Source organism: Pseudochrobactrum lubricantis (genome assembly GCF_041929865.1).
Lineage (GTDB): Bacteria > Pseudomonadota > Alphaproteobacteria > Rhizobiales > Rhizobiaceae > Pseudochrobactrum > Pseudochrobactrum saccharolyticum.
Genome location: NZ_JBHEEE010000006.1, coordinates 234,684 through 251,087 on the forward strand (window position 1 = coordinate 234,684; position 16,404 = coordinate 251,087).

11 protein-coding genes and 1 pseudogene are annotated in these 16,404 nt (G+C 53.3%); 3 read left to right on the top strand and 9 right to left on the bottom strand.

Going from position 1 to position 16,404, the window contains the following annotated elements:
• Positions 1–191: 191 nt before the first annotated feature.
• Together rpmF and mtgA are read right to left on the bottom strand one after the other, a co-directional pair.
• Entirely contained in the window at positions 192–374 is a 183-nt protein-coding gene (rpmF, locus tag JNC80_RS14135; RefSeq protein WP_022709922.1) for a 50S ribosomal protein L32, read from the bottom strand.
• Between the two features lie 259 nt (positions 375–633).
• A pseudogene (mtgA, locus tag JNC80_RS14140) lies at positions 634–1,401 on the bottom strand (monofunctional biosynthetic peptidoglycan transglycosylase).
• A gap of 286 nt (positions 1,402–1,687) precedes the next feature.
• Here mtgA and JNC80_RS14145 point away from each other — a divergent pair.
• Positions 1,688–2,536 (top strand): polyprenyl synthetase family protein, encoded by an 849-nt coding sequence (locus JNC80_RS14145; protein ID WP_376710708.1) that lies wholly within the window; start codon positions 1,688–1,690, stop codon positions 2,534–2,536.
• Positions 2,537–2,595: 59 nt separating this feature from the next.
• On the opposite strand, the gene ispG is transcribed toward JNC80_RS14145, so the two are convergent.
• The 5 genes from ispG to JNC80_RS14170 all read right to left on the bottom strand — a co-directional run bounded on the left by ispG (position 2,596) and on the right by JNC80_RS14170 (position 8,517).
• Positions 2,596–3,867: a flavodoxin-dependent (E)-4-hydroxy-3-methylbut-2-enyl-diphosphate synthase gene (ispG, locus tag JNC80_RS14150; RefSeq protein WP_116089080.1), complete on the bottom strand. Its 1,272-nt coding sequence runs from the start codon at positions 3,865–3,867 to the stop codon at positions 2,596–2,598.
• Between the two features lie 132 nt (positions 3,868–3,999).
• Complete coding sequence (locus JNC80_RS14155) at positions 4,000–5,193, bottom strand: MFS transporter (protein ID WP_376710657.1); 1,194 nt, start codon at positions 5,191–5,193, stop codon at positions 4,000–4,002.
• A 184-nt stretch (positions 5,194–5,377) separates the two neighbouring features.
• Positions 5,378–6,703 carry a TRAP transporter large permease gene (locus JNC80_RS14160; RefSeq protein WP_022709917.1) on the bottom strand — a complete coding sequence of 442 codons (1,326 nt, stop codon included), beginning with the start codon at positions 6,701–6,703 and terminating at the stop codon, positions 5,378–5,380.
• Positions 6,700–7,314 (bottom strand): TRAP transporter small permease, encoded by a 615-nt coding sequence (locus JNC80_RS14165; RefSeq protein WP_075657263.1) that lies wholly within the window; start codon positions 7,312–7,314, stop codon positions 6,700–6,702. Before JNC80_RS14165 ends, JNC80_RS14160 begins: the two co-directional genes overlap by 4 nt.
• Positions 7,315–7,518: 204 nt before the next feature.
• Entirely contained in the window at positions 7,519–8,517 is a 999-nt protein-coding gene (locus tag JNC80_RS14170) for a TRAP transporter substrate-binding protein (protein ID WP_028233390.1), read from the bottom strand.
• Between the two features lie 223 nt (positions 8,518–8,740).
• Here JNC80_RS14170 and JNC80_RS14175 point away from each other — a divergent pair, with 223 nt between their 5' ends.
• Together JNC80_RS14175 and JNC80_RS14180 are read left to right on the top strand one after the other, a co-directional pair.
• Positions 8,741–10,741, top strand: coding sequence for a sensor histidine kinase (locus tag JNC80_RS14175; protein WP_376710658.1), 2,001 nt, complete (start codon positions 8,741–8,743; stop codon positions 10,739–10,741).
• Positions 10,738–11,337 carry a response regulator transcription factor gene (locus tag JNC80_RS14180; RefSeq protein ID WP_376710659.1) on the top strand — a complete coding sequence of 200 codons (600 nt, stop codon included), beginning with the start codon at positions 10,738–10,740 and terminating at the stop codon, positions 11,335–11,337. Before JNC80_RS14175 ends, JNC80_RS14180 begins: the two co-directional genes overlap by 4 nt.
• A gap of 34 nt (positions 11,338–11,371) precedes the next feature.
• Here JNC80_RS14180 and pyc read toward each other — a convergent pair whose 3' ends face one another.
• Both pyc and JNC80_RS14190 read right to left on the bottom strand, forming a co-directional pair.
• Positions 11,372–14,830 (bottom strand): pyruvate carboxylase, encoded by a 3,459-nt coding sequence (gene pyc / locus JNC80_RS14185; protein ID WP_376710660.1) that lies wholly within the window; start codon positions 14,828–14,830, stop codon positions 11,372–11,374.
• Positions 14,831–15,172: 342 nt separating this feature from the next.
• Positions 15,173–16,291: a branched-chain amino acid ABC transporter substrate-binding protein gene (locus tag JNC80_RS14190; RefSeq protein ID WP_028233389.1), complete on the bottom strand. Its 1,119-nt coding sequence runs from the start codon at positions 16,289–16,291 to the stop codon at positions 15,173–15,175.
• Positions 16,292–16,404 lie beyond the last annotated feature (113 nt).

A 16,404-nucleotide genomic window follows, 5' to 3' on the forward strand; every position in this document is an offset into this window, starting at 1 on the left:
AAGGTTTTGAATTTTTCGCATAACCCCGTGCTGCATTACAGGCAGATTACCGTGCTTTTGCGCAAAACATGCCAGAAACAACCGGTCCTCGCTGCACAGGTGATGCGCTGGCGGAATAGACAGGCAAATTGCAAACAAAAAAGACCGGCTGAAAAGCCGGTCTTTTTTAAAAGCTCCAAGAAAAAGCGAAATTACGCTTCCTTTGGCTCCAGAACCTGACGGCCGCGATACATACCGCTTTTCAGGTCGATATGGTGCGGGCGACGCAGTTCGCCGGAGTTCTTGTCTTCAACATATGTCGGAGCCTTCAGCGCATCAGCCGAACGACGCATGCCGCGCTTCGAAGGGGAAGTTTTTCGTTTAGGTACAGCCATTGATTCTGCTCCAGTGATTAGTCAATCGAATGTCCGGTGCCTCATAGCAAGGCTGTCACATCGGACATTGTTCCGGAAAGTTTTGCTGCCTATACACGCTCAAACGTCTTTTGACCAGCAGGACTCGCATTTTTTTTATGCAAATCCCGATTTACCGGCTTAAAAACCTGCTCAGAAATGTATTTCAGTCGCTGCCCTATAGCATCATTCACGGCTAAAGGACAAAAAATTTCGCGCTTTTGCTCAAATTTTGCTGATTTTATTGCACACAGCCGACATAAGCGCCGCTGTTTTGGGCTCTGCGCTCAATAATACGGGAAATCCGCACCATACCGCGGCTTGGCTTGGACGCATCGCGGAGAATCGGATTCGGCAGCGTGACTGCGAGATAGGCAGCCTGCCGCGCCGTCAATTTGGATGCCGGACGCTTGAAATAATGCTGGGCAGCGGCTTCAATGCCTTAAATCCCGTCACCCCACTCCACGATATTGAGATAAATCTCCATCATCCGGCGCTTGGAAAGAATCAATGAAGCGGCCTGCGCCAGCGGGAATTCCAGTGCCTTGCGCACATAAGAGCGCCCGTTCCAGAGAAACAGATTTTTCACCGTCTGCATCGGGATTGTCGAGGCGCCGCGGCTTGGCTCACCGTCACTGCCCAGCACCAGTTTCAGCTGATTCCAGTCAATGCCATAATGGCTGCAAAACTGCCCGTCCTCGGACATCATCACCGAATTGACCAGTACCGGCGCAATATCCTCCAGCGGCACCCAGTGGCGCTCATAGCCTTTCAGCGTCACCAGATCCTTGATCATCAGGGTTGAGACCGGATGCACAAAGGGCAGCTTGTAGAGAAAAAGCAGAGCGAAAGGCGCAATTGCCAGCAACAGCAAAAAGCGCTTCAGCCAATACCACGGCCGCACGCTCACCGGATCCGCCACAAAGCTGGCGACGGTTTTCGGAGCTGCGGTTTCATGATGACCGTCCCCTTTATCTCCGTCCTCCTTATACATGACAAATTTTGTCATTGTGCCCGCAGTGTCTCCGTTACTTGCCATATCGTTACTGCATAATTTCAGCCGATTGAAAAGCCGGTGCTGCAAGACATATCAGTTTTCAGGCATTTTTTGTTGGTAAAAATCATTTCGCGGCTTTTCTGCATCACCTCTGATACAGAAATTTCATATTGAGCCGACCGGACAGGAGTTGATTATTACAGGCGAATGGTTCATGCCCTTGTCCATGAAAAACGATCATGACATTTCCGGTTTCGGACAGCGGCTGGCACTTCATGCCGCTTCCGTTGAGCAACTGATGGTCTCACTTCTGGATGAGCGCCCGCGTCTCGGCGAGGTTATCCGTCCGCCGCGTCTCATGGCCGCAATCCGCCATGGTGCGCTGAATGGCGGCAAACGCCTGCGCCCGTTTCTGGTCACGGAAACCGCCCGTCTCTATGATGCTGATCCCCAAGCTGCACTGCGCGTTGCCGCAGCGCTGGAATGTATCCATTGCTATTCGCTGGTTCATGATGATCTGCCGGCTATGGATGATGATGATATGCGTCGCGGCCAGCCAACCGTTCATAAAGCCTATGATGAAGCGGCAGCGATTCTCGCCGGTGATGGTCTGCTCACTTATGCTTTTGACATCATCGCCGATGATGCCACAGAGCTGCCGGTGAAAACCCGTCTTGATCTGGTACTGGCTTTGTCACGTGCCTCCGGTGTCGGCGGCATGGTCGGCGGTCAGGCACTTGACCTGATGGCAGAAACCACCAGCCCCGATGAAGCAGACATTATTACTCTGCAAGCGATGAAAACCGGCGCGCTGATCCGCTTCGCCTGTGAAGCCGGTGCGATTATCGGCAATGCCAGCACGGAAGAGCGTGAGCGCCTTGCCGAATTCGGCTCGGCCATTGGTCTGGCTTTCCAGCTTGCCGATGATCTGCTTGATGTGACCGCCGATGCAGCCACTATGGGTAAAGCCACCGGCAAAGATGCCGCCGCAGGCAAAGCGACCCTTGTTTCACTGCATGGCATTGACTGGACAAAGAAACAGCTGGCCGGTCTGGTCGCGCAGGCCGAAGACCTGCTGGCACCTTTCGGTGAAAAAGCACAGGTTCTGAAAGAAGCCGCGCATTTTATCGCTCTGCGTCAGAACTAAATTCAATAAAAGTCGCAATAAAAAAGCTCTCATATTTTATGAGAGCTTTTTTATTATTCTTATTCTGCGGCTTCCGGCTTTTTCGCGCCGAGCCCGTAACGGTTTTCGATATATTCGGCCACCATCTTCTGGAAATCTTCAGCGATTGCCGGACCGCGTAATGTGGCAACTTTCTTGCCGTCTACGAAAACCGGTGCGGATGGTGTTTCACCGGTTCCCGGCAGAGAAATGCCAATATCCGCATGTTTGGATTCACCCGGCCCGTTAACGATACAGCCCATCACCGCAACAGACAGGCCTTCAACGCCCGGATATTTCTCACGCCAGATCGGCATATTGGTGCGGATATCATTCTGAATGGTTTGCGCCAGTTCCTGAAATACCGTTGAGGTGGTGCGGCCGCAACCCGGACACGCCGCTACAATCGGGATAAACTGACGGAAGCCCATCACCTGCAGCAATTCCTGCGAGACCTGCACTTCGCGGGTACGGTCGCCATTCGGCTCCGGTGTCAGGGAGATACGGATTGTATCGCCGATGCCCTGCTGCAACAGAATCCCCATCGCGGCGGAAGACGCCACAATGCCCTTGGTGCCCATACCGGCTTCGGTCAGCCCCAGATGCAGCGCATGATCGCAACGTTTGGCCAGTTCCGCATAAACGGCAATCAGATCCTGCACCTGACTGACTTTGGCGGAAAGAATGATTTTGTCGCGCGGCAGGCCGATTTCCTCAGCCAGATCAGCAGAAATCAGTGCAGACTGGATAATCGCCTCGCGCATCACTTCCTGCGCGGTCATTGGTGCACCGGCAGCCTGATTGCGATCCATCAGCGTGGTCAGCAATTCCTGATCCAGCGAACCCCAGTTCACGCCGATACGCACCGGCTTATCATAGCGAATTGCCATTTCGATAATTTCGGCAAACTGCTTGTCTTTTTTGTCTTTGAAACCGACATTGCCCGGATTGATACGGTATTTCGCCAGCGCTTCCGCACAGGCCGGATGGTCTGACAGCAGCTTATGGCCGATATAATGAAAATCACCGATCAGCGGAACATTGAGGCCGAGGCGCTCAAGGCGCTCACGGATTTTCGGCACGGCGGCAGCAGATTCATCACGGTCAACCGTGATGCGTACCAGTTCGGAACCCGCATGATGCAGGGCGGCCACCTGCGCAACTGTGCCGTCAATATCCGCCGTATCCGTATTGGTCATGGATTGCACAACCACCGGCGCATCACCGCCAACAATCACGCCGCCGACATTGACCCCGACAGATGTGCGGCGGGCAAAGGGATGGGCATAATAGTGCAGATTATCAGAAGCCATAATTATACAATCTTAAAGTGGGCAATCTTACAGTGATACGGGAACATCTCGGTTCAATGCTGTTCCATAACCGTGACGGAACAGCTTTTGAACCGCAATTGTGACAGTCTTACAGCAGGTCGTTCAAAACTTCTATTCTCTTTTCTGATCTGCGGCACTTGCGAGCGATGAAAGCATAAACACCACCACCAGCATCAGCGCCAGCACCATATAGACAGGGCCGAAACCGATATGCCCGCCGATATAGCCGATCAGTGACGGTGCAACCAGAATGCCTGAATAGCCCATCAATGTGACAAGACTTAACGCCGTACCCGCATGGATGCCGCTCTGATTGCCTGCCGCCGAAAAAATGATCGGCACAATATTGGCCACACCAAGTCCGGCAACGGCAAAAGCCAGAATTGCTATCCACGCATGTGGTGCAAAACCGCTGACAAACAAGCCCGCTGCGGCAATAATGATCGACACGCGGAATGTCCGCACGGCACCGAAGCGGTTACGCACGCCGTCGCCGAGAAAACGAACCAGCGCCATGGTGGCAGAAAAAGCCGCATAGCCATAACCGGCTGTGGTCAGATCTGCAGAAAAGGCCTGCTGAATATAGACCGCTGCCCAGTCCAGCACCGCACCTTCCGGCACCATTGCAAACAGCGCCATCATACCGATCAGATAGATCACCGGCTGATTAGGCAGGCGGAAGCGGATTTTCTCGCTGGTCTGCTGCTGACGATCCATGACCAAACGCGGCAAAGTTATCAGCATGATGATACCGGCAATCACGCTCACCAGAACCGCATGGCTGAATGCGCCCTGATAGTGCAGGTAAAAGCTGCCAAGCGCACTGCCTGCAAAACCGCCAAGGCTCCAGAAACCGTGAGAGGAAGACATCAGCGCGCGGCCGAGCGTTTTCTCCACTGCAACGGCATTGGCATTCATCGCCACATCCATACCGCCGAAGACCGCGCCCAGCATAAACAGTACCGGCACAGCCAGATAAAGATTATTGGTGAGAGCAACGACAATCAGCCAGAACGCCACGCCGACGGCAAAGCTTTTGGTGACGCGATCCGAGCCATAGCGCGCCAGCAACGGGCCGCACAGTCCCATGGCCGCCAGAGCGCCAAGACCGAAAACCAGAATGAGCAATCCGAAGACACCTTCAGAAACGCCCAACCGGCTCATCATCAACGGAATATGCAAAGCCCAGCTGCCGGTAACAAAGCCGTTGGAAAAAAATGCACCCGCCACTGCCCAGCGGTAATAACGCGCACTACTGTCTATGACAGCAGGCTGCACTGTACTGATCCCTGCATCTCCGCTCACAAAACCGCTCCATCAGGTTCAGAACATTATTTAAAGCGTATCCCGAAAAGCGAGAGTTGCTCCTGAGCCTCTGTTTAGTCGATTTTTATGACAAAAGAAATCACCTAACCGTCACAAGCCTGTCAGCTGTTGCAGCCAAAGAAAAAGGCGGCCGAAGCCGCCTTTTGTCTGATTATTAAAGCCTTTATTTCATGCCCAGCGTATGTGGCAGCCAGAGCGTGATCTGCGGCACATAGGTGACCAGCCCGAGGAAGATCAGCGTTGTGATAATCCAAGGCAATGTCGATTTGGTCACGGCCGTGAGCCCCATTTTCGATATGGATGAGGCCACATAGAGATTGAGCCCCACCGGCGGTGTACACAGACCGATCTCCATATTCACCACCATCATCACCCCGAAATGCACCGGATCAACACCGAGCTTCACGGCAATCGGGAACAGGATCGGCGCCATAATCAGCACCACGGCAGAAGGCTCCATCACCATGCCGATCAGCAGCAGGATGATATTGACCATCAGCAGGAAGCCGATCATGCCGAAGCCCTGCTCAACGATCCATGCACTCATCTGCTGCGGAATTTGTTCCGAGGTCAGGATGAAGGCAAACATCACCGCATTGGTAATGATATAGAGCAGCATGGCGCTCATCGCCGCCGAAGACAGCAGCACTTTCGGCACATCGCGCAGTTTAATGTCCTTATAGACAAAGACTGCAATCACGAATGCATAGACGGCAGAAACCGCAGCAGCTTCAGTCGGTGTGAAAATACCGCCATAAATACCACCCATAATGATGACGATCAGCATCAGCCCCCAGACGGAGGAGCGGAAGGCTTCCCAGCGCTCACGCCAGCTGGCTTTCTGCATCCGCGGATAGCCGTTTTTCCATGCGCGCCAGATGGTTGTGCTGCCAAGCATTGCCGCCAGCATCAGCCCCGGAACAACACCCGCCATAAACAATGTGCCGATTGAGGCCGACATGACCGGCGCACCGTCAGGGCCGGTTACCACCATGCCGGAGGTTGCCACCGCATACATCACCATCACAATCGACGGCGGAATGAGAATACCCAACCCGCCGGAGGTCGCGATAACGCCGGTACCGAATTGCGGCGGATAACCCTGCTTGACCATTGCCGGTATCAGGATGGAACCAACCGCCATCACCGTTGCCGGTGACGAGCCGGAAATTGCAGCAAACAGCGAACAGGCGGCAACCGCAGCCAGCCCCATACCGCCATACCAGTGCCCGACCATCGAGGTGGCAAAGCGGATCATCCTTTTGGCCACACCGCCATGGGTGAGGAAGTTACCGGCAAGAATGAAAAACGGAATCGCCATGATCTCAAATTTTTCAATACCGGTGAACAGTTTCAGCGCAATTGAATCCATCGGGATCGAGGTGAAACCGAACAGGAAGGTGAAAACCGTCAAACCCAGCGCAATGGAAACCGGCATCCCTGTCACAAGCAACAGTGCCAGAATGAGGAAGATAATCAGAGCGGTCATCGTGCGGCCTCCGCATCTTCCAGCCCGTCAACATGACCATGATCGTGATGGGCGATAGTGCCTGTGGTGAGATAGAGCCACAGCGCCTGAATAAAGCGGAAACACATCAGCGCGGAACCGAGCGGCACGGCGAGATACACAATCCACATCGGCATTTCGAGATCAGCGGAAATCTGGCCGGTTTTGGAAATATGCCAGACGAAATCCGTGCCGATCCACGCCACAATGCCCGTGAACAGAATACAGGCCAGAAAAGCGATAATAATCATCAGGCGCTGGTTTTTCGGTGACATGCGCTCCACCAGCACATCAACGCCGACATGGATGCCAATACGCACGCCATAGGCCGCGCCGAATTTCGCCATCCACACAAACAGATAAATACAGGCTTCCTGAGCCCAGGTCAGATTGATTGATGCCAGCCAGCGATAAAAGCTGCGGGCATAGCCCTGCAATTCGGCATAATCATTGGCGCGTGCCCAGGACAGCACATCGGCAACCAGCCCGATAGAATAACGGTGAGCAACCGCGACAAAGATCAGCACAACGGCCGCTGCAATCAAAAAAGACAGCAATATTTCTTCAAAGCGGTCGAGGATACGCAACACCATAGGATGCTCCTCATGTGAGGGCGCACCGCTTTTCGGTGCTCCGTCTTGTTAATTATGAGCGCAAAAAACCAGCCGTGATAACAGCCGATACGCACAAATGTGATTGAAAACAGAATTCGGAAAATGTGCCTGCCCCAAGCACCATCGTCAGGGCAGGCAGGCCCGCTGCGATCGGAGAAACTCCGGCAGCGGGGCTTGAGAGGATTACTCTTTCATACCGACGGCTTCATAAACCTGCTTAATCAGGTCTGCGCCCACGCGGTCAGCCATTTCAGTATGCACAGGCTTGAGCGCTGCAACCCATTCTTCACGCTCTTCCGGTGTCAGTTCGTAGAATGTGGTCGTACCGGCCGCCTTCATTGCTGCCAGAGAATCGTCATTTTCTTTCTGGGCGATTTCGTTGGCAAAGGCAGTTGATTCAGCCATGGCTTTATCAAGCTGGGTGCGCACATCTTCCGGCAGGCCTTCCCAGAACGCTTTGTTGACGATCACCGCATAGCCCAGATAGCCGTGGTTTGAGACCGTGGCATGTTTCTGCACTTCATGCATTTTCTGGGTATACATATTGGATGGCGGGTTTTCCGTACCGTCCACAACGCCGGTCTGCAAAGCCTGATAGACTTCGGAGAAAGCCAGAACCTGCGGCACGGCACCCAGCGCCTTCATCTGTGCTTCCAGAATTTTGGAAGACTGAATACGCATTTTCAGACCAAGGAAATCATCCGGCACATGCAGCTGGCTGTTGGCCGACATCACTTTGAAGCCGTTATCCCAATAGGCCAGACCTTTGATGCCCTTGGCATCCAGCTTGTCGAGCAGCGCACGGCCAACCGGACCATCGGTGATTTTGCGCAGATCATTATAGTCTTTCATAATGAACGGCAGATCGAAAACTTCAAATTCACGCACGCCGAGCGGGCCGAATTTTGCCAGAGACGGTGCCAGCATCTGCACAGCGCCAAGCTGCAGGGCTTCCAGCTCTTCTTTATCCTTGTAAAGCTGCGAGTTCGGATAGACCTCGACCTTCACTTTGCCTTCAGTGTAGGATTCAGCGAGTTCCTTGAACTTCTCGGCGGCTTTGCCCTTTGGTGTATCAGGTGCCACAACATGGCTGAATTTAATGGTAATTGCCTGCGCAAGCGCAGTTGTGCTCACACCAAAAGCGAGAATTGCAGCAAGACCGGCAGTTGTAAGAAATTTCATTGAGAGGCCCTCCCAAGCCTGCATCTGTCAGTAAAACATTCCGGCGGATAAACCGGCACGGACTCCAAACGGAGTAAAAATCAGATAAAATCCTTAAAAGGAGTAGAGCCTCAATTCTATTGTGGAAACCCACAGTATTTCTATTGTGGTTTACCACAGGCATAACTTCGTGCAGACAAGAGGTTATGCTTATAAAGCATAGTGAGGATATTCAGACGATCACATGAAATTTCGTCATACAGCAGCAAATTCGCAAGACAACAGCCAGAGTCTCTCCGGCTTCCGCGCATCTGTGCGTGATTATACGCTGGCTATTCCCCTGCTCGCGATCCTGCTGATTGTGACCCTGATCGTTGCGCTGATTTGGATGACCTCGCGTGATAACCAGTCAGAAACGGAGAAAAAACTCACAACTGACGCGCTTTGGGTTGAGCAATATCTGCGTTTTCAGCTGCAAACCTTTGAGACAGAATTACGCGATCTCGGGGCAGATATCGAACGCGATCCGCAGCAGAAAGACACGATCAGAACCAAGGCTCAGCATCTGGTTTCCATCCATTCGGAATTCATCGATATCAGCTGGTTCACGCCGGACGGCCAATTGCTGGAAAGCGCACCACCCGGTCTCAATGTTATCGCCGATTATAAACCGGCACTGGCCGAACACAGCCGCCTGTTCGGCAAGCCGGTCTATTCCTCACCCCGCCATACGAGCGAAGGCTGGGTGGTCGATATGGTGGCGCCGGTTTACAATAATAACCGTTCCGCAGGCACGATCTGGGTCATCATCTCACTGGACAGATTGCTGTCGCGCAATGTGCCCTGGTGGGTTGCGGGAAAATATCAGGTCTCGCTCACAGATTCCGGCGGCGATCCCCTGATCTCAAAATCCAGCATCATGCCGACCAACGATCAGGCGCGTCACACGATTTCTTTCGATCCGCCGCTGACCGGCACCTATATCACTGTCACGCCCTATCAGAGCCGTGCCGCCATCGGCCCGATTGTCATTTCTGCCGCCATTATCGGCCTGACTATTCTGGTGATTATCAATCTCTGGATGGCCTATCGCCAGAACCGGCGCAGAGCCGCAGCTGAACACGCTTTGCGCACCGAATATGCATTCCGGCAGGCGATGGAAAACTCCCTGACCATCGGCATGCGTGCCCGTGACCGCGACGGACGCATTATCTATGTGAATCCGGAATTCTGCCGCATGGTCGGCTATGAAGAAAAACAGCTGATCGGCATGATGCCGCCGCATCCCTATTGGGCACCGGAAATCATGTCGGAAGGTATCCAGCGCCAGAATGATATGCGCAGTACCGGTATTGCCCCGCGTGAATTTGAAACACGTTTCATCCGGCCTGATGGCAAGCTGATTGATATTCAGGTCTATGAAGCCCCCCTGATTGATGCGGATGGCACCCATATCGGCTGGATGGGTTCTCTTGTTGATGTGACCGAGAAAAAGAAACTGGAAGAGGCCCGCCAGACCGAAGCTGAAAAACTTCAGCATAATGCCCGCCTGATTACGATGGGGGAAATGGCCTCCACACTGGCGCATGAGCTCAATCAGCCACTGGCTGCCATTACCAGCTATGCGACCGGCAGTCTCAATCTGCTGCAATCAGGCACGGTACAGCCGGTTGATCTGACCGGAGCCTTGCAAAAACTCTCCGATCAGGCACAGCGCGCCGGTACAATTGTCCACCGTGTGCATGATTTTGTGCGCAAGCGCTCCGTAACACCGGAGCAGCATGACCTGCGCAAAATTTTGCAGGATGCTGCCAGTTTTGTCAGTAGCGATATAATCAAGGGCGGCGGTCATATCGACATGCGCCTGCCCGATATGCCGGTAGCCGTGCGGGCTGATGCGGTGCTGATCCAGCAGGTCCTGCTGAACCTGATCCGCAATGCCCGCGAGGCAGCCCTAGGCCTGCCGCGTAACCGGCAGAAATTACATATCAGCCTTGAGAGTGATGAGCATGAAGCCGTTATCACCATCACCGATCACGGGCACGGTATTCCGGAAGGTATGGAGAATGAGATTTTCACGCCCTTTATCTCCTCAAAATCGGAAGGCATGGGCATGGGGCTGCCGATCTGCCGTTCCATTCTGGAATCGCACAAAGGCCGCTTATGGTTGCAGGCAACACCTGACAGGCAAGGTGCCAGCTTCTGTCTTTCTTTACCGCTAAGCACGCAGGAAACCGCGCAATGACCGTCCATATTGTTGATGATGATGAAGCCATTCGTGACAGCCTGTCATGGCTATTTCGCTCCCGTGGTGTGAGCGTTGTCACATGGCCGTCCGGTGAGGATTTTCTGCAAAACTGGACGCCAGATCTTCAGGGCTGTATTCTGCTGGATATGCGAATGGACGGCATGTCCGGTCTTGAGGTTTTCGACAAGCTCATCAAGCTTCATGCCCGTCAGCCGGTGATTTTTCTGACCGGCCACGGCGATATTCCGCTGGCCGTGGAATGTCTGAAACAGGGCGCTGCGGATTTTCTCGAAAAGCCGTTCAATGATAATAATCTGGTCGACAGGGTTCTTGCTGTCCTGCACAAAGCAAAAGAGCGTGCCGCCTCAGACCGCCAGCGCGATGAATTACGACGCAAACGCACCCAGCTTTCGCCGCGCGAGAATGAAGTCCTGTCGATGATATTGGAAGGTCTGCTCAATAAGCAGATCGCCGACAGGCTGGAGATCACCATCCGCACTGTTGAAGTGCATCGCGCCCATATTATGGAGAAAATGGGTGCGCGCAATGCCGTAGAACTGGCACGCCTGATCAGTTTCAGCGAACAGGATTAACCGGCAGAGCAAGTACACTCTGCCGGTCTGAGTTTTATGTGTAAATAATCAGAAGATCCTTGGCATCAATCTGATCTCCGGCGCGTACCAGCACTTCTGCCAGCACACCGTCCCGCTCGGCATGAAGGGCGGTTTCCATCTTCATCGCCTCAATCGACAGCAAGACATCTCCGGCCTTCACACTCTGCCCGCTGGCCACTGCAACGGTTGAAACAATGCCGGGCATCGGCGCGCCGATATGGGCCTCATTGTTCAGTTCGGCTTTACGGCGGGCACCTTTGGCGGCACCGCGTGTGCGATCCGGCACTTTGATACGGCGCGGCTGACCATTCAGTTCAAAGAACACAGTGACCATGCCCTGATCGTCAACATCGCCCACCGCCTGATTGCGGATAACCAGTGTCTTGCCGCGCTCAATCTCAACAAAGACTTCCTGTTCCTGCGCCAGCCCGTAAAAATAGACCGGCGTCGGCAGTACGCTTGTCGGCCCGTAAAGGGTCTGCGCACCGGCAAAATCGGTGAAGACTTTCGGATACATCAGATAGGACGCAAATTCCTGATCGCTGATTTTGCGCTCCAGTTTTGCTTCAATCTCTTTGCGCTCTGCTTCCAGATCAGCCGGTTGCAACAACGCCCCCGGCCGCTCTGTAAACGGCTTCTCACCCTTCAGCACTTTGGCCTGCAAATCCTTCGGCCAGCCTGCTGGCGGTTGGCCAAGATCGCCGCGCATCATCGACACCACGGAATCCGGGAACGCAATATCCTTGGCAGGATTGGTCACATCACCTGTCGTCAGATCCTGACTGACCATCATCAGCGCCATATCGCCCACCACTTTGGAAGACGGCGTGACTTTGACAATATCGCCGAACATCAGGTTCACATCGGCATAGGCCTGCGCCACCTCATGCCAGCGGCTCTCCAGTCCCAATGAGCGTGCCTGCTCCTTCAGATTGGTGAATTGTCCGCCCGGCATTTCATGCAGGTAAACTTCCGAGGCAGGGCCTTTCAGGTCGCTCTCGAAAGCTGCATATTGATTACGCGCCGCCTCCCAATAGAAGGAAATCCGGCGGATCGAAGCCGGATCAAGCTGCGGATCACGTTCACTGCCTGCCAGTGCTTCAACAATCGAGCCGAGGCATGGCTGCGAAGTATTACCCGACAATGCATCCATCGCCGCATCGACAACATCCACACCGCTCTCCACGGCCGCCAGTACCGTTGCTGCGGCAATGCCGGATGTATCATGCGTATGGAAATGGATCGGCAGATCGGTTTCCTGCCGCAAGGCCGTGAATAATTTGCGTGCCGATTGCGGCTTCAGCAACCCCGCCATGTCTTTAATGGCGATGATATGCGCTCCGGCCTTTTCAACCTCACGTGCCAGTTTCAGATAATAATTGAGATCATATTGCGGGCGCGCTGCATTCATCAAATCGCTGGTATAGCAAATCGCTGCCTCGCATAGCTTGCCCTCTTCCAGCACGGCATCCATCGACACGCGCATATTCTCAACCCAGTTGAGGCTGTCAAACACGCGGAACAGATCAATGCCGCCGCGTGCGGCCTCACGCACAAATTGCGTCACCACATTATCGGGATAACTCTTATAGCCCACGCCATTGGCACCGCGCAGCAGCATTTGCAGCAGCAGGTTGGGCGCACCGTCACGCACCTTGCTCAGACGCTCCCACGGATCTTCCGTCAAAAAGCGCATGGAAACATCGAAAGTCGCACCGCCCCAGCATTCCAGAGAAAACAGGTTCGGCAACAAACGCGCATAGGTTTCCGCAATCTGCGCAATATCATAGGTACGCATACGCGTAGCCAGCAGCGACTGATGCCCGTCACGCATGGTCGTATCGGTTACCAGCACCCGCTTTTGCTCACGCATCCATTGCGCAAATTTCTGCGGCCCCAGCTCTGCCAGTTTTTGACGGGTGCCGTGCTGAATATCACCATCAGGCACATAAGGCACTTTCGGTGCGGCCGCATTCATATCCGGCAAGGCACGGCCTTTGGTTTCCGGATGACCATTGACCGTCACATCGGCAATATAGGTCAGAAGTTTGGTCGCACGATCCTGCCGCTTCACATGCTCGAACAATTCCGGCGTCGTATCAATAAATCGCGTAGTATATTCGTTACTGCGAAATTTCGGATGCGTAATAATCGCTTCCAGAAAGGTCAGATTGGTCGACACACCGCGGATACGAAACTCCCGCAAAGCACGATGCATACGCAGGATCACCTCTTCCGGTGTCGATGCCCATGCGGTCACTTTCTCCAGCAACGGGTCATAATAACGGGTGATGAAGGCGCCGGAATAGGCGGTGCCGCCATCCAGACGAATGCCGAAACCGGTCGCTCCGCGATATGCAGTAATCCGCCCGTAATCCGGAATGAAATTCTGCTCCGGATCTTCTGTCGTGATACGGCATTGCAATGCATGACCGCGCAGAACAATCTTGCTCTGCTCCGGCACACCGGATTCCGGCGAGCCGATAGCTGCGCCTTCCAGAATACGGATTTGCGCTTTGACGATATCAATGCCGGTGACTTCTTCCGTCACCGTGTGCTCCACCTGAATGCGCGGATTGACCTCGATAAAATAGAATTTCCCTGATGTCACATCCATCAGGAACTCGACCGTCCCCGCCCCGATATAATGGGTGGCGCGGGCGATCTTCAGCGCATAATCGGCCAGTTCCTGACGCTGCCCATCATTGAGGTAAGGCGCCGGTGCACGTTCCACCACTTTCTGGTTACGCCGTTGCACGGAACAATCACGTTCAAACAAATGCACAGCATTACCATGGGTATCACCGAGAATCTGCACTTCCACATGGCGCGCATTTTCAATGAGTTTTTCGAGATAGACCTCATCCTTGCCGAAAGCGGCTTTGGCCTCGCGCTTGGCTTCTGTCACCTCACGCGCCAGATCCTTGGCCTCGCGAATGGCACGCATACCGCGCCCGCCACCGCCCCATGAGGCTTTGAGCATCATCGGATAGCCGATGCTGTCAGCAATTTTGCGCACCTCATCCATATCCTCCGGCAGAGGGTCACTGGCAGGCACCACCGGCACGCCGACCTCAACCGCCAGATTGCGTGCCGCAACCTTATTGCCGAGGCGGCGCATCGTATCGCCTTTCGGACCAATGAAAATAATGCCGTTCTCAGCGCAGGCATCGGCAAATTCAGGGCTCTCTGACAGCAAACCATAGCCCGGATGAATGGCATCGGCACCCGAGAGTTTGGCAACGCGGATCACTTCATCAATTGAGAGATAGCTTTCAATCGGCCCCAGATCACGCTGCAAATGCGGGCCGCGCCCGACCTGATAACTCTCATCGGCTTTGAAACGATGCAATGCAAGTTTATCTTCCTCTGCCCAGATCGCCACGGTTTTCATGCCCAGCTCATTTGCTGCGCGGAATACGCGGATAGCAATTTCAGAGCGGTTTGCGACAAGAATTTTATGGATAGGCAAAGCAGGTCTCCCTCACTGCAAAACTAGAGCGCCGTGTGCCAGACTTGGCACACAAAGGTCGCTCTAACACTTTAAAATTAGAGCATAATTTCACCTTAAACTGATCCAAGTTTAAGGAATTATGCTCTATTCTGACACATGCCGGTCGTTCCCGTGACCGGCAAAAATTCCGCCTGCATACTGATCGTTTTTTTTGTGAAAGAACAGCGAAAATACGCCTTAAAATAACAATGCCCGACACAAGTGCCGGGCATTACTGAGCCAATTATTCCAAAGTATTAGACCTCTTTTCAAGAAAGAGAATACTATTCTAATTCTGAAATAATTCCCTGATTTCAGGAATTATTTTTTCTGGAAATAATTATATTTTCCGTCGTCGCCTTTGCGCCATTCAAACATGACATAAGGCGAAAGATTCGGATCGCCCTTTTCATCATAGGAAATTTCGCCGAGAACCGTCTTGAACGGACCTTTTTCCTTCATGGCTGTCGCAACAGTCATTGGATCATTGGTACCGGCAGCCTTTGCCGCCGCAGCCAGAGACTGCACTGCCGCATAGGAATAGAAAGTATAGGCTTCCGGTTCAAATCCGGCATCGCGGAATTTTTTAATCAGTTCAGCATTGGCCGGATCTTCACGCGGATCAGGGCCGAAAGTGTTCAGCACACCGGCAACCGCATCACCGGCAATCGAAGCCAGTTCGTTGGACACAATACCGTCACCGGAAATGAACTGCGCCTTCAGATCCTGATCGCCCATCTGACGGATAATCAGACCGGCTTCCGGATGCAGACCACCCCAGTATATAACAGTAACGCCGTCACGCTTCAGCTTGGCGATCAGCGCAGAATAATCTTTTTCACCGACATTCACGCCTTCATAAACTGTCTCTTTCAGACCCAGTTCATTCATCGCGTTCTTGGTGGCGTCCGCAAGTCCCTGACCATAAGGGGTTTTATCATGAACAATTGCGATTTTACCGTCTTTGAAATTATCGACGATATATTTGGCGGCAGCGATACCCTGATTGTCATCGCGGCGGCAGGTACGGAATGTATTCCAGAGACCACGATCGGTATAAACCGGATTGGTTGTGCCCGGTGCAATCGCAAGAATACCGTTTTCGGCATAAACTTCCGAAGCCGGAATGCTTACGCCCGAATTAAAGTGACCGATGACAAATTGCACACCATCAGCAGCAAATTTATTGGCAACGGACATGCCCTGCTTGGGATCAGAAACATCATCGCCATAAACAAGAACGATCTTTTCGCCGTTCAGACCGCCTTCTGCATTCACAACTTCAACAGCTGCTTCCACACCGTTTTTAATCTGTGCGCCATATGCGGCACCACCGCCCGTCAGAGGTGCACCAACACCGACCAGAATGTCGGCCCATGATGAACCGCTAAAGGCCAGCATTGCAGACAGTGCAACACCGCAGAACAGAGACTTCTTCATATTTCCTACTCCCGTGAATATGCTCAAAAACTGACAAAAAGCAGGTTTTGAGGTCGCCGGAACACCGGCATTTTTCTGTCGGAATGAGACATCCGGCAGAATTTCTTTCAACA

Excerpts from the sequence above, each read along its gene's own strand:
- JNC80_RS14175 (WP_376710658.1), top strand. The coding sequence starts at position 8,741 with ATGAAATTTCGTCATACAGCAGCAAATTCGCAAGACAACAGCCAGAGT.
- rpmF (WP_022709922.1), bottom strand. The coding sequence starts at position 374 with ATGGCTGTACCTAAACGAAAAACTTCCCCTTCGAAGCGCGGCATGCGT.
- JNC80_RS14190 (WP_028233389.1), bottom strand. The coding sequence starts at position 16,291 with ATGAAGAAGTCTCTGTTCTGCGGTGTTGCACTGTCTGCAATGCTGGCC.
- JNC80_RS14165 (WP_075657263.1), bottom strand. The coding sequence starts at position 7,314 with ATGGTGTTGCGTATCCTCGACCGCTTTGAAGAAATATTGCTGTCTTTT.
- JNC80_RS14160 (WP_022709917.1), bottom strand. The coding sequence starts at position 6,703 with ATGACCGCTCTGATTATCTTCCTCATTCTGGCACTGTTGCTTGTGACA.
- JNC80_RS14180 (WP_376710659.1), top strand. The coding sequence starts at position 10,738 with ATGACCGTCCATATTGTTGATGATGATGAAGCCATTCGTGACAGCCTG.
- ispG (WP_116089080.1), bottom strand. The coding sequence starts at position 3,867 with ATGGCTTCTGATAATCTGCACTATTATGCCCATCCCTTTGCCCGCCGC.
- JNC80_RS14170 (WP_028233390.1), bottom strand. The coding sequence starts at position 8,517 with ATGAAATTTCTTACAACTGCCGGTCTTGCTGCAATTCTCGCTTTTGGT.
- JNC80_RS14145 (WP_376710708.1), top strand. The coding sequence starts at position 1,688 with ATGGTCTCACTTCTGGATGAGCGCCCGCGTCTCGGCGAGGTTATCCGT.